The 19528-nt window shown below is 60.8% G+C and carries 20 protein-coding genes; 9 read left to right on the forward strand and 11 right to left on the reverse strand.

The features are described from left to right. Positions 1–65: 65 nt before the first annotated feature. From AC1RME_RS25775 to tldD, 3 genes are read left to right on the forward strand one after another with little or no spacing between them, the layout of a single operon-like run. Positions 66–3869 carry a YhdP family protein gene (locus AC1RME_RS25775; RefSeq protein WP_493091957.1) on the forward strand — a complete coding sequence of 1268 codons (3804 nt, stop codon included), beginning with the start codon at positions 66–68 and terminating at the stop codon, positions 3867–3869. A gap of 58 nt (positions 3870–3927) precedes the next feature. Next, positions 3928–4788 (forward strand): carbon-nitrogen hydrolase family protein, encoded by an 861-nt coding sequence (locus tag AC1RME_RS25780; RefSeq protein ID WP_493091959.1) that lies wholly within the window; start codon positions 3928–3930, stop codon positions 4786–4788. 5 nt (positions 4789–4793) lie between these two features. Next, the gene (gene tldD, locus AC1RME_RS25785) at positions 4794–6236 is read left to right on the forward strand and encodes a metalloprotease TldD (RefSeq protein ID WP_085711794.1); all 1443 of its coding nucleotides are present in this window, start codon (positions 4794–4796) and stop codon (positions 6234–6236) included. A gap of 51 nt (positions 6237–6287) precedes the next feature. On the opposite strand, the gene yjgA is transcribed toward tldD, so the two are convergent. After that, complete coding sequence (yjgA, locus tag AC1RME_RS25790) at positions 6288–6812, reverse strand: ribosome biogenesis factor YjgA (RefSeq protein WP_096818946.1); 525 nt, start codon at positions 6810–6812, stop codon at positions 6288–6290. A gap of 108 nt (positions 6813–6920) precedes the next feature. On the opposite strand from yjgA, the gene pmbA reads away from it, so the two are divergent. The 6 genes from pmbA to AC1RME_RS25820 all read left to right on the forward strand — a co-directional run bounded on the left by pmbA (position 6921) and on the right by AC1RME_RS25820 (position 12199). Then, the gene (gene pmbA / locus AC1RME_RS25795) at positions 6921–8267 is read left to right on the forward strand and encodes a metalloprotease PmbA (RefSeq protein WP_493091960.1); all 1347 of its coding nucleotides are present in this window, start codon (positions 6921–6923) and stop codon (positions 8265–8267) included. Positions 8268–8429: 162 nt separating this feature from the next. Next, positions 8430–8837, forward strand: a complete 408-nt coding sequence (locus tag AC1RME_RS25800) for a FagA protein (RefSeq protein WP_493072676.1) — start codon at positions 8430–8432, stop codon at positions 8835–8837. Further along, the gene (locus AC1RME_RS25805) at positions 8818–10194 is read left to right on the forward strand and encodes a class II fumarate hydratase (RefSeq protein WP_096818950.1); all 1377 of its coding nucleotides are present in this window, start codon (positions 8818–8820) and stop codon (positions 10192–10194) included. Before AC1RME_RS25800 ends, AC1RME_RS25805 begins: the two co-directional genes overlap by 20 nt. Positions 10195–10221: 27 nt before the next feature. After that, positions 10222–10662 (forward strand): DUF2753 family protein, encoded by a 441-nt coding sequence (locus tag AC1RME_RS25810; RefSeq protein ID WP_096818952.1) that lies wholly within the window; start codon positions 10222–10224, stop codon positions 10660–10662. Position 10663: 1 nt separating this feature from the next. After that, the gene (locus AC1RME_RS25815; protein WP_493072747.1) at positions 10664–11275 is read left to right on the forward strand and encodes a superoxide dismutase; all 612 of its coding nucleotides are present in this window, start codon (positions 10664–10666) and stop codon (positions 11273–11275) included. A 30-nt stretch (positions 11276–11305) separates the two neighbouring features. Next, a complete protein-coding gene (locus AC1RME_RS25820; protein ID WP_493072678.1) occupies positions 11306–12199 on the forward strand; it encodes a ZIP family metal transporter in 894 nt (297 codons plus the stop codon). A 40-nt stretch (positions 12200–12239) separates the two neighbouring features. Here the strand turns inward: AC1RME_RS25820 and AC1RME_RS25825 are convergent, their stop codons facing one another. The 10 genes from AC1RME_RS25825 to AC1RME_RS25870 form a co-directional block, all read right to left on the reverse strand. Then, the gene (locus AC1RME_RS25825; RefSeq protein WP_096818959.1) at positions 12240–12515 is read right to left on the reverse strand and encodes an HPr family phosphocarrier protein; all 276 of its coding nucleotides are present in this window, start codon (positions 12513–12515) and stop codon (positions 12240–12242) included. Between the two features lie 15 nt (positions 12516–12530). After that, positions 12531–13388 (reverse strand): RNase adapter RapZ, encoded by an 858-nt coding sequence (rapZ, locus tag AC1RME_RS25830; protein ID WP_096818961.1) that lies wholly within the window; start codon positions 13386–13388, stop codon positions 12531–12533. A 2-nt stretch (positions 13389–13390) separates the two neighbouring features. Next, positions 13391–13855 (reverse strand): PTS IIA-like nitrogen regulatory protein PtsN, encoded by a 465-nt coding sequence (gene ptsN, locus AC1RME_RS25835; protein WP_096818963.1) that lies wholly within the window; start codon positions 13853–13855, stop codon positions 13391–13393. 11 nt (positions 13856–13866) lie between these two features. Continuing rightward, entirely contained in the window at positions 13867–14175 is a 309-nt protein-coding gene (gene hpf / locus AC1RME_RS25840) for a ribosome hibernation-promoting factor, HPF/YfiA family (protein ID WP_007953578.1), read from the reverse strand. Between the two features lie 73 nt (positions 14176–14248). Then, positions 14249–15742, reverse strand: a complete 1494-nt coding sequence (locus tag AC1RME_RS25845) for an RNA polymerase factor sigma-54 (RefSeq protein ID WP_011332472.1) — start codon at positions 15740–15742, stop codon at positions 14249–14251. Between the two features lie 186 nt (positions 15743–15928). Then, on the reverse strand, positions 15929–16654 hold the full coding sequence (lptB, locus tag AC1RME_RS25850; protein WP_007953572.1) for an LPS export ABC transporter ATP-binding protein: 726 nt from the start codon (positions 16652–16654) through the stop codon (positions 15929–15931). Continuing rightward, positions 16654–17199, reverse strand: a complete 546-nt coding sequence (gene lptA, locus AC1RME_RS25855; protein WP_096818965.1) for a lipopolysaccharide transport periplasmic protein LptA — start codon at positions 17197–17199, stop codon at positions 16654–16656. Before lptA ends, lptB begins: the two co-directional genes overlap by 1 nt. Then, complete coding sequence (lptC, locus tag AC1RME_RS25860) at positions 17186–17758, reverse strand: LPS export ABC transporter periplasmic protein LptC (RefSeq protein ID WP_085711782.1); 573 nt, start codon at positions 17756–17758, stop codon at positions 17186–17188. The genes lptA and lptC overlap by 14 nt, the downstream gene beginning before the upstream one ends. Positions 17759–17766: 8 nt before the next feature. Then, on the reverse strand, positions 17767–18291 hold the full coding sequence (locus tag AC1RME_RS25865) for a KdsC family phosphatase (protein WP_011332476.1): 525 nt from the start codon (positions 18289–18291) through the stop codon (positions 17767–17769). Beyond that, positions 18292–19266, reverse strand: a complete 975-nt coding sequence (locus tag AC1RME_RS25870) for a KpsF/GutQ family sugar-phosphate isomerase (protein WP_085729618.1) — start codon at positions 19264–19266, stop codon at positions 18292–18294. Positions 19267–19528 lie beyond the last annotated feature (262 nt).

Below are 19528 nucleotides of genomic sequence, written 5' to 3' on the forward strand. Positions count from 1 at the left end.
CACCTATTTCCTGAAACGGCTGGCCTCAGCTTTTTGCAGTATTTTTGCCATGGGAGCCAACTGACATGGAACGTCTGACACGCATTCTGGCCGCGCTGACCCGTTGGGGTCTGGGCCTGTGCGCGTTGGTTCTGGTGTTGATGGCGTTGTACGTCAGCCTCGGCCGGGAACTCACGCCACTGGTGGCCGAATACCGTACCGACATCGAAGACAAGGCCAGCGCAGCCTTGGGCATGCCGTTGCAGATCGGTGAGCTGGAAGGCAACTGGAGCGGATTTGCGCCGATCCTGCTGGCCCACGACGTGATGGTCGGCGACGGCGCCAATGCGCTGCGCCTGGATCGGGTGCGTGCCGTGCCGGATCTGTGGGCCAGTCTGCTGGCTCGTGAAGTGCGTATCGCGCATCTTGAACTCAACGGCCTGAAGATCAGCCTCAAGGAAGGTGAAGACGGCCAATGGGCGCTCGAAGGATTACCGGTGCAGCAGGATCAGCCCATGGATCCCGAGCAACTGTTCAACCGTATGCAAGTGGTCCAGCAATTGTCGGTGCTCGACAGCCAGGTGACCTTGCAGCCGCGGGACCAGGCGCCGCTGACGTTTACTTACGTCGGCCTCAATCTCAAGACCGGTCTCAATCGTCAGCGCCTCGACGCGCGACTGACCTTGCCCGACGGGCAACCCGTTGCACTGAGCCTGCGTACGCGGATTCGTGCCAGCCAGTTGCAGGACAGCGCGGTCGAGGGCTACGTCAGCCTGCCGCAAAGCGACTGGGCGAAATGGCTGCCCGAGCGCCTGACCCAGCAGTGGAATTTCTCCGAGATCAAGGCCGGCGGCGAGTTGTGGGTCAACTGGAGCGAGGGCGCGTTGCAAAGCGCCGCCATTCGCCTCAACGCTCCGCAATTGACCGGTGCCTACGCCGAGCGCAAGCCGATCCAGATCAACAATCTGGCGCTCAACGGTTACTTCCAGCGCAGTGCCGAGGGCGCGACCGTCACCCTCGATTCGCTGGCGATGAATTTTGGCGAGACCCGCTGGGAGTCCCGTGTTCAGGTCAAGCAGACCGCCGCCACCGACAAGGTCGATGAGCTCTGGCATCTGCAGGCCGATCGCCTCGATCTGACGCCGATCACTCCGTTGCTCAATGCATTGGGCCCTCTGCCGCAAGGCTTTGCCACCGTGGTCGAGCATCTGAAAGTGACCGGTGGCTTGCGCAATGTGCTGCTGGATTTCCGGCCCAACGCCACCGACGACAACAAATTCAGTTTCGCCGCCAACCTCGATCAGGTCGGCTTCGACGCCTATCACGGCGCGCCGGCCGCGCGGAATGTCAGCGGCAGCCTGACCGGCAACCTCGGCGGCGGTGAGTTGCGCATGGACAGCAAAGACTTTGTCCTGCACCTCGATCCGATTTTTGCCAAGCCATGGCAATACATCCAGGCCAATGCCCGATTGACCTGGAAGCTCGATAGCGAAGGTTTCACGCTGATCGCACCGTACCTGAAGGTGCTCGGCGAGGAAGGCAAGATTGCCGGCGACTTCCTGATCCGCCTGCATTTCGACCACACCCAGGAAGACTACATGGACCTGCGGGTCGGGCTGGTGGACGGCGACGGTCGCTACACCGCCAAGTACTTGCCCGAGGTACTGAGCCCGTCTCTGGACGAATGGCTGCGTACCGCGATTCTCAAAGGCGCGGTGGATCAAGGGTTCTTCCAGTATCAGGGTTCCCTGAACAAAGGCGCCGCAGATGCGGATCGCAGCATCAGCCTGTTTTTCAAGGTGCACGATGCCGAGCTGGCATTCCAGCCTGGCTGGCCGCACGTGAGCAAGGTCAGCGGTGATGTGTTCATCGAGGACAGCGGTGTGCGGATCGTCGCCAGCAAAGGCCAGTTGCTCGACACTCAGGTCAACGACGTCTTCGTCAATATCCCCCATGTACCGAGCGGCGAGCACAGCCATATGTACCTCGACGGCGGGTTTGCCGGTGGACTGGGCGACGGCTTGAAAATTCTCCAGGAGGCGCCGATCGGCACCGCCGACACCTTCGCCGGCTGGGAAGGCGAGGGCGACCTGCAAGGCAAACTCAAACTGGATGTGCCGTTGGCCAAGGGCGATCAGCCGAAGATCCTCGTGGACTTCAAGACTGCCAATGCGCGACTGAAACTGGCTGAGCCGAAACTGGAGTTGAGCCAGCTCAAGGGTGACTTCCGCTTCGACAGCGCCAAGGGTCTGAGCGGGCAGAACATCAGTGCCCGGGCCTTCGACAAACCGGTCACCGCGCAGATCTTCGCCGATGGCGGCCCCGGCAAGCTCAAGACCCGGGTAGCGGCGTCGGGGCAGGTCGAAGTCAAGAAACTCACCGACTGGCTCGGCGTGACTCAGCCGTTGCCGGTGTCCGGGACGATTCCCTATCAATTGCAAGTGAACCTGGACGGTGCTGACAGCCAATTGATGGTCAGCTCCAACCTGAAGGGTGTGGCGGTGAATCTGCCCGCGCCGTTCGGCATGACCGCCGATGTCGGGCGTGACACGGTGTTCCGCATGACGCTGCAAGGTCAGGAGCGGCGTTACTGGGTCAATTACGATCAACTGGCCAACTTCACCTTCGCCGCGCCACCGAGCAATTTCGCCGATGGCCGTGGCGAGCTGTTCCTCGGTACCGGTGAGGCCGTGTTGCCGGGCAACAAAGGCCTGCGGATACGCGGTGTGTTGTCCGAGCTGGACGTCAAACCCTGGCAGGATCTGGTGGACAAGTACGCCGGTCAGGATCCCGGCGGCAGCGCCAAGCAACTGCTCAGCAGCGCTGATTTCAAGATCGGCAAACTCACCGCCTTCGGCACCACGCTGGATCAGGCGGCGGTGCAACTGGATCGCAAGCCCGGCGCCTGGGCGCTGGCCCTCGACAGTCAGCAGGCCAAAGGCACGGTCGGCATTCCCGACGCCAAATCCGCACCGGTTGTGGTGAACCTTCAATACGTGCGTTTGCCGGCACCGGACCCGACGGTGCAGGCCGACGATAACGCCCCTGACCCACTGGCCTCAGTCGATCCAACCAAGATCCCGGCGCTGGACATCACCATCAATCAGCTGTTCCAGGGCCAGGACCTGGTTGGTGGCTGGTCGCTGAAAGTCCGTCCGACCGCCAAGGGTATCGCCCTGAACAATCTCGATCTGGGCCTCAAGGGCATTCTGTTGCAGGGCAGCGGTGGCTGGGAGGGGACGCCCGGTGCCACCAGCAGTTGGTACAAGGGCCGGATTGGCGGCAAGAATCTCGCCGACGTGCTCAAGGGCTGGGGCTTTGCGCCGAGCGTGACCAGCGAAGAGTTCCACATGGATGTCGACGGCCGCTGGCCGGGTTCGCCGGCGTGGCTGGCGACCAAGCGCTTCTCCGGCACGCTCGATGCGTCGCTGAACAAGGGGCAGTTCGTCGAAGTAGAGGGCGGTGCCCAGGCGCTGCGGGTGTTCGGTCTGCTCAACTTCAATTCCATCGGCCGGCGTCTGCGCCTCGACTTCTCTGACCTGTTCGGCAAAGGTTTGAGTTATGACCGGGTCAAGGGATTGCTGGTGGCGAACAACGGTGTCTACGTGACGCAGGAGCCGATCAAACTGACCGGGCCATCGAGCAACCTTGAACTCAACGGCACGCTGGATCTGGTCGGCGATCAGGTCGATGCCCGGTTGCTGGTGACCTTGCCGGTGACCAACAACCTGCCGATTGCCGCGTTGATCGTCGGTGCACCGGCGGTCGGCGGGGCGCTGTTCCTGATCGACAAACTGATCGGTGATCGCGTAGCGCGGTTCGCCAGCGTCAAATACACCGTCAAAGGCCCGTGGAAAGAGCCGAAAATCACCTTCGACAAGCCTTTTTGATCAGCCAGGCCGCAAACCGATGGAGTAGCATGGCTGCCTACCTCTTGCGGAGTTCGCCATGTCTTTAGCGGTGATTCAAATGGTCAGCCAGAGCGACGTGCTGGCCAATCTGCGCGATGCCCGACGTTTGCTCGAACAAGCGGCCAACGCTGGCGCGAAGCTGGCGGTGCTGCCGGAAAACTTCGCGGCCATGGGGCGTCGCGACATCGCTGATATCGGCCGTGCCGAAGCACTTGGCGAAGGCCCGATCCTGCCGTGGTTGAAACAGACCGCTCGCGACCTCAAGTTATGGATAGTGGCCGGCACCTTGCCGTTGCCGCCTGTGGGGCAACCCGAGGCGAAGTCCCATGCCTGCTCGTTGTTGGTGGACGATCAGGGCGAAATCGTTGCTCGCTATGACAAGTTGCATCTGTTTGATGTGGATGTTGCGGACAATCGCGGCCGTTACCGTGAATCCGATGACTATGCTTATGGCAGTGGCGTGGTGGTTGCGGACACGCCGGTCGGCCGAATCGGCCTGACGGTGTGTTACGACCTGCGCTTCCCGGAGCTGTACAGCGAATTGCGGGCTGCTGGGGCTGAATTGATTACCGCGCCGTCGGCCTTCACCGCGGTGACCGGTGCGGCGCACTGGGACGTGTTGATCCGTGCGCGGGCGATTGAAACCCAGTGCTACGTGCTGGCAGCGGCCCAGGGCGGGACGCATCCGGGGCCTCGGGAAACCTTTGGCCACGGGGCGATTATCGATCCGTGGGGCCGCGTGCTGGCGCAGCAGGAACAAGGCGAAGCCGTGTTGCTGGCCGAGCGCGACAGTGACGAACAGGCGTCCATCCGGGCGCGAATGCCGGTGACGGGTCATCGGCGGTTTTTTTCGCAGGGCGCACAGCGACCTGCTTCAGAACACGAATTTAAGGCGTAAAACCTATGAGCGAGTTGTTGTCCTCAGTCAGTGATCACCTGTTGGCGCCTGGCGGCGTGACGATCGAGAGCCTGCAAGGCGTGCTCGGTGATCTGGCGGGTCCAGGCATCGATGCGGCCGACCTGTATTTCCAGGGGCAGATTTCCGAGTCCTGGTCGCTGGAAGACGGCATCGTCAAGGAAGGCAGTTTCAACCTCGATCAGGGTGTTGGTGTGCGTGCGCAGTCCGGCGAAAAAACCGGTTTTGCCTACAGCAACGCGATCACCCTCGAAGCGCTTGGCGCGGCGGCCCGTGCGGCCCGTTCGATTTCCCGTGCCGGGCAGAACGGCACCGTGCAGGCGTTCAGCACGCAGGACGTCGCCCAGTTGTATGCGCCGGACAACCCGCTGGAAGTGCTGAGCCGCGCCGAAAAAGTTGAACTGCTCAAACGCATCGATGTTGCCACCCGCGCCCTCGATCCGCGTATCCAGCAGGTCAGCGTGAGCATGGCCGGGGTCTGGGAGCGGATTCTCGTGGCCTCGACCGACGGTGGCCTGGCTGCCGACGTGCGTCCTTTGGTGCGATTCAACGTCAGTGTGATCGTCGAGCAGAACGGTCGTCGCGAACGGGGCGGCCATGGCGGCGGCGGGCGTACCGACTACCGTTATTTCCTCGCCGAAGACCGCGCCATGGGTTATGCCCGTGAAGCGTTGCGTCAGGCGCTGGTGAATCTGGAAGCGATTCCGGCACCGGCCGGCACCTTGCCGGTTGTTCTGGGTTCGGGTTGGTCCGGCGTGCTGCTTCACGAAGCGGTCGGCCACGGTCTGGAAGGCGATTTCAACCGAAAGGGCAGTTCTGCCTACAGCGGGCGTATGGGCGAGATGGTTGCTTCCAAGCTCTGCACCATCGTCGATGACGGCACGTTGGCCGGTCGTCGCGGTTCCCTGAGCGTCGATGATGAAGGTACGCCGACCGAGTGCACCACGCTGATCGAAAACGGCGTGCTCAAGGGCTACATGCAGGACAAGCTCAATGCGCGCCTGATGGGCGTGGCCCGCACCGGCAACGGTCGCCGCGAATCCTACGCGCACTTGCCGATGCCGCGGATGACCAACACTTACATGCTCGGCGGCCAGAGCGATCCGGCGGAAATCATCGCGTCGGTGAAGAAGGGTATCTACTGCGCCAACCTTGGTGGCGGTCAGGTCGACATCACCAGCGGCAAGTTCGTGTTCTCCACCAGCGAGGCTTACCTGATCGAGGACGGCAAGATCACCGCGCCGGTCAAAGGTGCGACGTTGATTGGCAACGGTCCGGAAGCGATGAGCCGGGTGTCGATGGTCGGTAACGATCTGGCGCTGGACAGCGGTGTGGGGACGTGTGGCAAGGATGGGCAATCGGTGCCGGTGGGCGTGGGTCAGCCGACGCTGAAGATCGATGCGATCACCGTGGGTGGCACGGGCGCATAAGAAAGGATGGAGCTTCGGGTGGCGCGCAGTGCGGCCACCCGGTGGCGAATATCAACGCAGACCGCGTTGAGTCTCGTCCAGCTCACGGATGTACTTGAAGATCTTGCGGCTCGAGGCAGGAGGTTTGTTTTGCGCAACCTCATGCTGGGCCTGACGGATCAGGGAACGCAGTTGCTGGCGGTCGGCGTCCGGGTACTCGACGACGAATTTCTCCAGCACGGCATCGTCACCGCCGATCAGGCGGTCACGCCAGCGTTCGAGGTTGTGGAAACGCTCGTTGTACTGACGGGTAGAGGCATCGAGTTGATCGAGCAAGGTGAGAATGGCGTCAGTGTCCTGATCGCGCATCAGTTTGCCGATGAACTGCAAGTGCCGTTTACGCGCGATGTTCGCGGTGTGCTTGGGCGCATCGGCCAGGGCCCGGCGCAAGGCGTCGGTCAATGGCAGTTTCGCCTGCAAGTCGGGCTTGAGCGTTGTAAGGCGCTCGCCAAGGTCAACCAGAGCATGCAGCTCGCGTTTGACCTGGGATTTGCTTTTTTCTCCCGTATCGAGGGAGTCGTCGTAAGAATCAACCATGGTGGCAGTCCGCAAAGAAACGCCGCCATGATAACCAGTCGGGGGCCGCTTGTCCGGCCCGGTCGCTCGAAGGCCCCAGCCGAAAGCAGAATTTGAGTGGAGATGAGCATGAGTGCAGTTGAAAGCGTCGGCCCACAGGCATTGCCGGCACTGCAGGAACAGGTCGAGCAGATCATCGCCGAAGCCAAGCGCCAGGGTGCCAGTGCCTGCGAAGTAGCGGTATCGCTGGAGCAGGGCCTGTCGACGTCGGTGCGTCAACGTGAAGTCGAAACGGTCGAGTTCAACCGCGATCAGGGCTTTGGCATTACCTTGTATGTCGGCCAGCGCAAGGGCTCGGCCAGCACGTCCGCCACCGGGCCGGATGCGATTCGCGAGACCGTCGCTGCGGCGCTGGCGATTGCCAAGCACACCTCCGAAGACGAAGCTTCGGGGCTGGCCGATGCCGCGCTGATGGCCAGGGATATTCAGGATTTCGACCTGTTCCACCAATGGGACATCACCCCGGAACAAGCCATCGAGAAGGCGCTGCTCTGTGAAGCCGCTGCGTTCGACACCGATGCGCGGATCAAGAATGCCGATGGCACCACCCTCAGCACTCATCAGGGTTGCCGCGTGTATGGCAACAGCCACGGTTTCATCGGTGGTTACGCCTCGACTCGACACAGCCTGAGCTGCGTGATGATCGCCGAGGCCGATGGCCAGATGCAGCGTGATTACTGGTACGACGTGAACCGCCAGGGCAGTTTGCTGGCCGACCCGGTGAGCATCGGCCAGCGCGCTGCACAGCGAGCGGCGAGCCGACTGGGCGCACGCCCGGTACCGACTTGCGAAGTGCCGGTGCTGTTTTCCGCCGAGCTGGCGGGCGGGTTGTTTGGCAGTTTCCTGTCGGCGATTTCCGGCGGCAGCCTGTATCGCAAATCGTCCTTCCTTGAAGGGACGCTGGGGCAGAAGCTGTTTCCGGAGTGGCTGACCATCGACGAGCGCCCGCACCTGATGCGCGCCATGGGCAGTGCGTCGTACGACGGTGACGGTCTGGCGACCTATGCCAAACCGTTCGTCGAAAAAGGCGAACTGGTGTCGTACATCCTCGGCACCTATTCCGGTCGAAAGCTCGGCATGCCAAGCACCGCCAACGCAGGCGGTGTGCACAACCTGTTCGTCACCCATGGCGATGAAGACCAGGCAGCACTGTTGCGACGTATGGGCCGTGGGTTGCTGGTCACCGAGCTGATGGGCCATGGCCTGAACATGGTCACCGGCGATTACTCGCGTGGTGCGGCGGGTTTCTGGGTCGAGAACGGTGAAATCCAGTTCGCGGTGCAGGAAGTGACCATCGCCGGCAACATGCGCGACATGTTCAAGCAGATCGTCGCAGTGGGTAACGATCTGGAGCTGCGCAGCAACATTTGCACCGGTTCGGTATTGATCGAGAAGATGACCGTCGCGGGCAGTTAAGCCCCAGGCACGTACACAAAAGGCGCGCCATCCGATTGGGTGGCGCGCCTTTTTTTGTGTCCGCAAATCTTTCGGGCCGATCAGGCCAGCTAAAAAGCTGCTCTTGTTTTGGTTCTCATTATCATCTAATAATAAATCTCATTATCGGATGAGCCCAGGATCATGAGTTCTGCCTTGCACGAGCAGCCGTACCTCGAAAGCTGGCGCTGGATGAGTCGCCAGATCCGTTGCGCCATGGATCCCGACGAACCGCGTCTGATCGAACACTACCTGGCCGAAGGCCGGTATCTGGCCTGCTGCACGGCGACCTCGCCCTGGACTGTCGCTGAAACTTCTTTCCGTCTGCTGCTCGACACGGCGTCCGACATCGCATTGCCGTGGCACTGGCGCAGCCTCTGTCTTGATCAGGCCTGGCGCCCCTTGCGTGAAATGGAGCGCCTGTCCCTGTGCAAATGCCGGCTCAAACGCTGGCAAAGCTACACCTGGCAGCTCGCCACTTGCGAGTTGCAACCCTCCATTCCTCTTATTGAACTGGTGCAAGGATTTTCAGATGACCAAGACACGTATTGAGCGCGACAGCATGGGCGAACTGCAGGTGCCGGTGGACGCTCTCTACGGCGCGCAAACCCAGCGCGCAGTGGACAATTTCCCGATCAGCGGCAAGCCGATGCCGACCCAGTTCATTCGCGCCCTGATCCTGGCCAAGGCCGCTGCTGCCCGGGCCAACGTCGAACTCAACCAGATCAGCGCAGCACAAGGCAAAGCCATCAGCGACGCGGCCCAGGGTCTGCTTGAAGGCGACTTCATGCAGCATTTTCCGGTGGATATCTTCCAGACCGGTTCCGGCACCAGTTCCAACATGAACGCCAACGAAGTGATCGCCACCCTGGCCAGCCGCCTGCTCGACGAGCCGGTGAACGCCAACGATCACGTCAACTGCGGGCAGAGCAGCAACGACATCATCCCGACCACCATCCACGTCAGCGCCGCGCTGGCCCTGCATGAACAACTGCTGCCGGCGCTGCTGCACCTGGTGCAAGTGATCGAACGCAAGTCTGAACAAGTCCACCACCACGTCAAAACCGGTCGCACCCACCTGATGGACGCCATGCCGGTGCGCATGAGTCAGGTGCTCAATGGCTGGGCGCAGCAGCTCAAGGCCAACATCGGTCACCTGCAGGACTTGCTGCCAAGCCTGCAATCCCTAGCTCAGGGTGGCACGGCGGTCGGCACCGGGATCAATGCGCATCCGGAATTCGCCGCGCGATTCAGCCGCCAGTTGAGTCAATTGACCAACGTGCAATTCACCCCGGGCAAGGATCTGTTCGCGCTGATTGGTTCGCAGGACACTGCCGTGGCCGTGTCGGGTCAGCTCAAGGCCACCGCCGTATCGCTGATGAAAATCGCCAACGACCTGCGCTGGATGAACTCTGGCCCGCTCGCCGGTCTCGGTGAAATCGAGCTGGAAGGCCTGCAGCCGGGGTCATCGATCATGCCGGGCAAGGTCAATCCGGTGATTCCGGAAGCCACCGCCATGGTCGCCGCGCAAGTGATCGGCAATGACTCGGTAATCACCATCGCCGGTCAGTCGGGCAATTTCGAACTGAACGTGATGCTGCCGATCATCGCCCAGAACCTGTTGAGCAGCATCGAGTTGCTGGCCAACTCCAGCCGTCTGCTGGGTGACAAGGCGATTGCCAGCTTCAAGGTCAACGAGTCGCGCCTCAAGGAAGCGCTGTCGCGCAACCCGATTCTGGTCACCGCACTCAACCCGATCATCGGTTACCAGAAAGCCGCCGAAATCGCCAAGCAGGCCTACAAACAGGGCCGTCCGGTGATTGATGTCGCGCTGGAGCACACCGACCTGTCGCGCAGCCAACTGGAAGAGTTGCTCAATCCCGAGAAACTCACCGCCGGCGGCGTGTAAACACCGCAACCGCTTTGGAGACTCATCATGGAGCACTGGAAACGCACGATCGAACGGGCCAATCGCTGCTTCATGCTGGGCGAGCTGATCGACGCCCGCGAGGCCTATCTGCAAGCGCTGGCCCTGGCTCAAGTGCTGTTCGAGCGCTGGGCCGATGCCGACGAAGCGGTGGCGGCCTGCGTCATCTCCCATCACAACCTGGCCGACCTGCATCTGCGCCTGAACCAGCCGGAGGAGAGCGCCGAATACCTCTGCGCGATCCACCAGCGCCTGTTGCAGACCATGCAGAACGAGCGCCTGCGCCCGGCCCTGCGTGAGGCGGCATTGCGCCAGAGCAGCAAGACCTATGTCGAACTGCTCAATTTCATCAGCGAACACGGCGAATACCCGCGCACCCAGCGTCTGCTGCACCCGGATACCGGCAATGCGCGTCGCGTGCCTGCCCAACATCACCATGGAGTCCACTGAAATGGCTTTTACCCTGCCAGCCTTGCCTTACGCCTACGACGCACTGGAACCGCACATCGATGCGCAGACCATGGAGATCCACTACACCAAGCATCACCAGACCTATATCAACAACCTGAACGCCGCGGTCGAGGGCACGGAGTACGCCGAATGGCCGGTGGAAAAACTGGTGGCCAGCGTCCAGCAACTGCCTGAAAAACTGCGCGCGGCGGTAATCAATCAAGGCGGCGGTCACGCCAACCATTCGCTGTTCTGGGAAGTGATGGTGCCAGGCGGTGGCGGCAAGCCGGACGGCGCGCTGGCCAGGGCGATCGATGAGCAACTGGGCGGCCTCGACAGCTTCAAGGATGCTTTCACCAAAGCCGCGCTGACCCGTTTCGGCAGCGGCTGGGCCTGGCTGAGCGTGACCCCGGACAAAAAACTGGTGGTGGAAAGCAGCGGCAATCAGGACAGCCCGCTGATGGGCGGCAATACGCCGATTCTCGGACTCGATGTGTGGGAACACGCCTACTACCTGCGTTATCAGAACCGTCGCCCGGAATACATCAGCGCGTTCTACAACGTGATCAATTGGCCTGAAGTCGCTGTGCGTTATCAGGCTGCACTGGTTTAAGTCTCCTATAAAAACAATCCAAGGCTGACTATGGGCACTGAAACACTGGCGATCGGAAGTGGGCGTATGTTTCGTTACGCATTCGGATCGCTGCTGCTGTTGGCGGGCATGACCTTGCTGGTGGCTCACGGACTCGAATGGCTGAACCTTGAGCCGAAACTGTCCCGGGCATTGCAGGGCGGTGCAATCTGCGCGCTTGGCACGGCACTCGGGGCGGTTCCGGTGCTGGTGATCCGCAACATGCCTCAGGCATTGGGCGACACGCTGCTGGGGTTTGGTGCCGGCGTGATGCTGGCGGCGACCGCGTTTTCGCTGATCGTGCCGGGGATTGCCGCCGCAGAAAGCCTTGGCCTGAGCCCTTGGGGTGCCAGTGGTCTGATCTGTTTCGGCATCATGCTCGGTGCTTTCGGTCTGTATCTGGTGGACCGCAAGGTGTCCGGCGCTTCACCGGAAATGCTCATTGGCACCGTCGAACATCCAGTGATTCCCCCTCGGATCTGGCTGTTCGTGTTTGCCATCATTGCCCATAACATCCCGGAAGGCATGGCCGTCGGTGTCTCCGCGGGCGGCGGCATGCCGGACGCTGACAGCCTGGCGATGGGCATCGCCTTGCAGGATGTGCCGGAAGGGTTGGTGATTGCGCTGGTGCTGGCCGGAGCAGGGATGTCGCGGGTCAAGGCGTTTCTGATCGGGGCGGCATCGGGGCTGGTCGAACCGGTGTTTGCACTGCTGTGTGCGTGGCTGGTCAGTCTGGCTGAATTGTTGTTGCCCCTCGGATTGGCGCTGGCGGCCGGGGCGATGTTGCTGGTGGTGACCCACGAAGTAATCCCGGAGTCGCGACGCAATGGTCACGACAAACTGGCGAGCCTGGGATTGTTGATCGGGTTCTGTCTGATGATGGTGATGGACACGGCGTTGGGATGAGAGGGGGGAGGGAAGCTTGCTCCCTCGCCACCAAAGGCTTTCAACCGCCTTCGTCGAAGTAGTTGTTGATCAGTGCCACCAAGGCATCCAGGGCTTCCTGTTCCTGATGCCCCTCGGTGCTCAGGAAGATTTTGGTGCCCTTGCCGGCAGCGAGCATCATCATCGCCATGATGCTTTTGCCATCTACCGTAGTTTCCGGGGTGCGACCCACTCTGATCGTGCAGTCGGGATACTGCCCCGCCACGCCAACGAACTTTGCCGACGCCCGGGCATGCAGGCCCAGCTTGTTGATGATTTCGATTTCCAGAGCAGGCATCGCGGTGTGAATCCTTTAGCTGAGGTCGCGGTGGCGAACCTGGACGTTCTTCAGGGTTTTCTGCAGGGCCTGACCCAGGCGTTCGGTCAGGTAGACGGAACGGTGATGTCCGCCGGTGCAGCCAATGGCAATGGTGACGTAGGCGCGATTGCTTGCAGCGAAGCGCGGCAGCCATTTGAACAGATACGCATAGATGTCCTGGAACATCTCTTCGACTTCCGGCTGTGCCGCCAGGTATTCGGCCACCGGCTCATCGAGCCCCGATTGCGCGCGTAATTCCGGTTTCCAGTACGGGTTGGGCAGGCAGCGTACATCGAACACCAGATCCGCATCCACCGGCATGCCGCGTTTGAAACCGAACGACTCCACCAGAAACGCCGTGCCCGGCTCCGGCTGGTTCAGCAGCCGCAGCTTGATGGTGTCGCGCAACTGGTACAGGTTCAGATTGGTGGTGTTGACCTTCAGGTCGGCCAGATCGGCGATCGGGCCCAGCAGGGCCGTTTCATCGTTGATGGCTTCCGCCAGCGAACGATTGGCGCTGCTCAGCGGGTGGCGACGACGGGTTTCCGAAAAGCGCTTGAGCAGGGTTTCTTCATCGGCGTCCAGATACAGGACGTCGCACTGGATGTGCCGGCTGCGGACCTCTTCAAGCAACTCCGGAAAGCGCGAGAGATGACTGGGCAGATTGCGCGCATCGATCGATACCGCGACCAGTGGCTGAGACAGTTCCGTATGAATCAGTGCGCGCTCCGCCAGTTCCGGGAGCAGGCCGGCAGGCAAATTGTCGATGCAGTAGTAGCCGTTGTCCTCGAGGACATCCAGAGCGGTACTTTTGCCCGAGCCGGAGCGGCCACTGACGATGATCAAGCGCATGTTTAGTGCCCGTTTTGCTCGTCCAGGACAACCTGATACAAGGCTTCGTTGGTGGTGGCGCGACGCAATTTTTCGCGTACGTCCTTGCGGTCGAGCATGCTGGCGATCTGGCGCAGCAGTTCCAGGTGCGCATCGGTGGCGGCTTCCGGGACCAGCAGCACGAACAGCAGGTCGACCGGTGCACCATCGATGGCGTCGAAATCGATGGGTGCTTCAAGGTGCATCAAGGCGCTGATGGGGGATTCGCAACCCTTGAGGCGGCAATGGGGAATGGCGATGCCGTTGCCAAAACCGGTCGAGCCGAGTTTTTCACGGGCAATCAGTGCCTCGAAGACATCTTGCATCTCCAGATCCGGTACTTCCCGGGCGATCAGGTTGGCAATTTGTTCGAGGGCTTTCTTTTTGCTGCCGCCCGGCACGTTCACGAGGGAACGGCCGGGGGTCAGGATGCTTTCAAGTCGGATCATGGGGGTGGGGGTTATCGACCGGTAGCGCCCTGAAGCAGGCTCTGGGTCTTTTCCTTATGCTTTTTGAGTTGTTTATCAAGCTTGTCGGTCAGCGCGTCGATCGCTGCGTACATATCGGTATGTTCCGCGTTTGCGACGACCTCGTTACCGGGAATATGCAGCGTGGCTTCGATTTTCTGCTTCAGCTTCTCGACGCACATCGTGACTTGCACGTTGGTGATCTTGTCGAAATGCCCCTCAAGCCTCTTGAGCTTTTGCTCAACGTACTCACGGAGAGGTTGGGTAACTTCCAGTTGGTGTCCACTGATGTTGACTTGCATACAGCTTCTCCTTCGTTGCCAGTGCATAAAGCGGCAGGCCGAAGAGCCTGCCACTGGAACGCTGTAACGTGGCTTACATCAACCGCTTGCGTTCGCTCGAAGGCGCGATCCCGAGGGATTCGCGGTACTTGGCGACGGTGCGGCGAGCCACCTGAATGCCTTGTGCCTCCAGTAAACCAGCGATCTTGCTGTCACTCAACGGCTTTTTCTGATTTTCCGCGGCAACCAGTTTCTTGATGATCGCGCGGATCGCCGTGGACGAGCATTCGCCGCCTTCGGAGGTGCTGACGTGGCTGGAGAAAAAGTATTTCAGTTCATAAATGCCCCGGGGGGTATGCATGAATTTTTGCGTGGTCACCCGGGAAATCGTCGACTCGTGCATGCCCACCGCTTCGGCGATGTCATGCAGCACGAGAGGCTTCATGGCTTCGTCGCCGTATTCAAGAAAGCCGCGCTGATGCTCGACGATCTGGGTGGCCACTTTCATCAGGGTTTCGTTGCGGCTCTGCAGGCTCTTGATGAACCAGCGGGCTTCCTGCAACTGATTGCGCATGAAGGTGTTGTCGGCGCTGGTGTCGGCGCGGCGCACGAAACCGGCGTACTGGGCGTTGACCCGCAGGCGCGGCACCGATTCCTGGTTCAGTTCGACCAGCCAGCGCTCGTTGTCCTTGCGTACGATGACGTCAGGCACCACGTACTCGGCTTCGGTGGACTCGATCTGCGAACCGGGGCGCGGGTTGAGGCTCTGCACCAGTTCGATGACCTGGCGCAATTCATCTTCCTTGAGCTTCATGCGGCGCATCAGCTGGCTGTAGTCGCGGCTGCCGAGCAGGTCGATGTAATCGGTGACCAGACGCTTGGCTTCCGCCAGCCAAGGGGTCTTGGCCGACAGCTGGCGCAATTGCAGCAGCAGGCATTCGCCCAGGTTGCGTGCGCCAATGCCGGCAGGTTCGAATTGCTGGATGCGGTGCAGGACGGCTTCGATCTCGTCCAGCTCGATGTCGAGCTCCGGATCGAAGGCGTCGAGAATTTCTTCGAGGGTTTCGTCGAGGTAGCCCTGATTGTTGATGCAGTCGATCAGGGTGACGGCGATCAGGCGATCGGTGTCAGACATCGGCGCCAGGTTCAACTGCCACAGCAGGTGGCTTTGCAGGCTCTCGCCGGCGGAGGTACGGGTGGTGAAGTCCCACTCGTCGTCATCGCTGCTCGGCAGGCTGCTGGCGCTGGTCTGGTAGACGTCTTCCCAGGCGGTGTCGACGGGGAGTTCGTTGGGGATTCGCTCGTTCCATTCGCCATCCTCTAGATTGTCGACCGTCGGTGCGGTCTCCTGATAGGAGGGTTCCTGGATCTCGGTGTTGGGCTTCTGTTCGGCGTTGTCGGCCATGGGATCGGAGTTGTCGAAGTCGTCGCCGTCTTCCTGGCGTTCGAGCATCGGATTGGATTCCAGAGCCTCCTGGATTTCCTGTTGCAGATCCAGGGTCGACAATTGGAGCAGGCGGATGGCCTGTTGCAGCTGCGGTGTCATCGTCAGCTGCTGGCCCATTCTCAAGACTAGCGATGGTTTCATGGCAGGGGCTTAACACCTTATTCGCCGGCGCTATGCGCCATCCACTACAGGGCGCCGAAGCGCCAAACTTAAGCAAATTATATGCCTGAAACTGTCGTGTTTGCCTAGAGCGCTGTAACAATAAAAGCGTATAAAAGTGCGCTTCAACGTTACAGCACCCGGACGGCTGGTCGAATGCTGTCGCGCTTACAGGCGGAACTCGTGACCCAGATACACTTCCTTCACCAGATCGTTGGCGAGGATGGTCGCGGAGTCGCCTTCGGCGATCAGTTGGCCGTCATTGACGATGTAGGCCGTTTCACAGATATCCAGCGTCTCGCGGACGTTGTGGTCGGTGATCAACACACCGATGCCCTTGGCCTTGAGGTGGTGAATGATCTGCTTGATGTCACCCACGGAGATCGGGTCGACACCGGCGAACGGTTCGTCGAGCAGGATGAACTTCGGTGCGGTGGCCAGTGCGCGGGCGATTTCCACCCGGCGACGCTCGCCACCGGACAGGCTCATGCCGAGGTTGTCGCGGATGTGGCTGATGTGGAACTCCTGCAGCAGGCTTTCCAGCTCCTTGCGACGACCGGCCTTGTCGAGCTCCTGACGGGTCTCGAGGATGGCCATGATGTTGTCGGCCACCGACAGTTTGCGAAAGATCGACGCTTCCTGCGGCAGATAGCCGATACCGGCCTTGGCGCGACCGTGCATCGGCTGGTGGCTGACATCCAGGTCGTCGATCAGCACGCGACCCTGATCGGCCTGCACCAGGCCGACGATCATGTAGAAGCAGGTGGTCTTGCCGGCGCCGTTGGGGCCGAGCAGTCCGACGATCTGACCGCTGTCGATCGACAGGCTGACATCGCGCACGACCTGGCGGCTTTTATAGGCCTTGGCCAGGTGCTGAGCTTTCAGAGTTGCCATTACTGGGATTTCTCGTCGGTTTTCTTCTTCGGCTGGATCACCATGTCAATGCGCGGACGCGCTTCGGTGACCTTGTTGCCGGTGGCACGACCCGCGCTGGCCAGCTTTTTCACCGTGTCATAGACGATTTTCTCGCCCTGAGTGGTGTTGTTGTCCTTGTCGACGACTTTCGCCTTGTCGATCAGCACAACGCGGTTTTGCGCGGCGTGGTACTGGATGGTCACGCCCCAGCCCTGTACAGGTTTGGTGTCGCCAGCCGTCTGCAACTGCTCGAAGTAGGCAAGGTTGCCCACCGAGGTCACGACGTCGATATCACCGGTCGGGGTGCGGGTGATGGTCACGGTGTTGCCTTTGACGATCATCGAACCCTGAGTGATGATCACGTCACCTTTATAGGTGGCAACGCCATTCTTGTCGTCCAGCTGGGCATCGTCGGCCTGAATGCGGATTGGCTGCTCTTGATCGTTCGGCAGAGCCCAGGCGCTCACGCTTCCCAGTGCTGCGCCCAGACTGAGCAAAATAGGGAGGGTTTTAACGAGCCTCATACTGTCCTCTTACGTTCGATAGCAGGTGTATCCTGCTTTCCTTCAAATACGCTTTCATTCCCACGCCGGTCGATACACCGCCAGCGCCGTCGATTCTAACGGGTTGCTGGGTCTGCGCATATTGTTGCTGCGGGAACACTGTCATGCGAGTGGAGGTGATCAGGGTGTCGCGGTTCTTTTCATCGGTGCGCTTGACGCGAACCGAGTCGATCAGCTCGACCTCGGTGCCACCGGAATTCACTTCACCGCGCTCGCTGGTCACGTGCCACGGAAAGTCGGTGCCGCGATACATGTTCAGGTCGGGCTTGGTGACCAGTGTAATGTCGGTCGCCTTGACGTGCTCGGCCTTGTCGGAAGTCATTTCGTACTGCACCTTGCCGTCTTCCAGGTATTGCAAGGTGTGGGTGTTGGTCGCATACCAGTCGATCGGGCTCTCTTCTGCCGAGACAGGAGGCTTGTCGAGGAAGCGTTCCGGGCTGATGTTCCAGTAGCCGACCGCGCCGAAAATGGCCGCGATGCAACCGAACAGCAGTATGTTGCGAAACTTTTTGCTAAACATGGTTTGACTCACAAATACGCGTTATTGGCGGCATCGAGGCTGCCCTGGGCGCGCAGGATCAGTTCGCAGAATTCACGGGCGGCACCCTCGCCACCACGGGCCTGAGTGACGCCATGGGCGTGCTCGCGCACAAAAGCGGCAGCGTTGGCCACCGCCATCCCCAGCCCTACCCGGCGAATCACTGGCAGGTCGGGCAGATCGTCGCCGAGATAGGCGACCTGTTCATAGCTTAGGCCCAGTTGCTCGAGAAGGCCGTCGAGGACGACGAGTTTGTCTTCACGACCCTGAAACAGGTGCGGAATGCCCAGGTTTTTCGCCCGGCGTTCGACCACCGGGGTCTTGCGACCGCTGATGATGGCCGTTTGCACGCCGGCGTTCATCAACATCTTGATGCCCTGGCCGTCGAGCGTATTGAAGGTCTTGAACTCGCTGCCGTCTTCAAGGAAGTACAGGCGCCCGTCGGTGAGGACGCCGTCGACGTCGAAAACCGCCAGTTTGATGGCTTTGCCGCGTTGCAGCAGATCGGTGCTCATTTACATCACTCCTGCGCGCAGCAGGTCGGAGAGGTTGAAGGCGCCGATCGGGCGATCGTCCTCATCCACGACGACAAGCGCGTTGATTCGATGGTCTTCCATGATTTTCAGGGCCTCGGCGGCGAGCATTTCGGCGCGGGCGGTCTTGCCGTGCACGGTCATCACCTGGTCGATGGTGGCGCTGCGTATATCAATGCTTCGATCCAGCGTACGGCGCAAGTCGCCGTCAGTGAAGATCCCGGCAAGCTTGCCGTCGGCTTCAAGAATCACGGTCATGCCCAGACCCTTGCGGGTCATTTCCATCAGTGCGTCCTTGAGCAGCGTGCCGCGTTGTACCTGCGGCAACTCCTGGCCGGCGTGCATGACGTTTTCCACTTTCAGCAGCAGGCGTCGGCCCAGTGCGCCACCCGGGTGGGAAAAGGCGAAATCTTCGGCGGTGAAGCCGCGGGCTTCCAGCAGCGCCACGGCCAGGGCATCGCCCATGACCAGTGCGGCGGTGGTCGAGGAGGTCGGTGCCAGGTTCAGCGGGCAGGCTTCGTGCTCGACGTGAACGTTGAGATTGACCTCGGCCGCTTTTGCCAGAGGCGATTGCGGGTTGCCGGTCACGCTGATCAGCTGGATGCCCAGGCGCTTGATCAGCGGCAGCAGGGTGACGATTTCGTTGGTGGAGCCGGAGTTCGACAGGGCCAGGATCACGTCGTCACGGGTGATCATGCCCATGTCGCCATGGCTGGCTTCGGCCGGGTGCACGAAAAATGCCGGGGTGCCGGTGCTGGCCAGGGTCGCGGCAATCTTGTTGCCGATGTGCCCGGACTTGCCCATGCCGACCACGACGACACGGCCCTTGCTGGCCAGAATCATCTCGCAAGCGCGTACGAAATCGGCGTCGATATGGGGCAACAAGCCTTGTACGGCTTCCACTTCGAGGCGGATGGTGCGTTGTGCCGATTGAATCAGGTCGCTGGTTTGGCTCATGTCAGAAATCGTATAGCCCGATGAAAAGGCGGCGATTATAGCGGTTATGTTGAAAAGCCTCACGCAAGTTCGTCGTGCTTTGTCATTCCGCGTTACCAAAACCCTCTAATAGAAGCCCTGGGCCTGTCATATCGCTGAACGCGGCCGGGGAGAGGCCTTGGGCGCTTGCCCTTTGCAGTGATATAGTTCGCCGCCAGTTCGGCCTGCCCGGGATGTAGGGGCTTTCTCCAGAAAGCCAGGCGTCCGAGTGAGAGGCTGCATC

The organism is Pseudomonas sp. GW822-FHT03F08 (genome assembly GCF_058801265.1).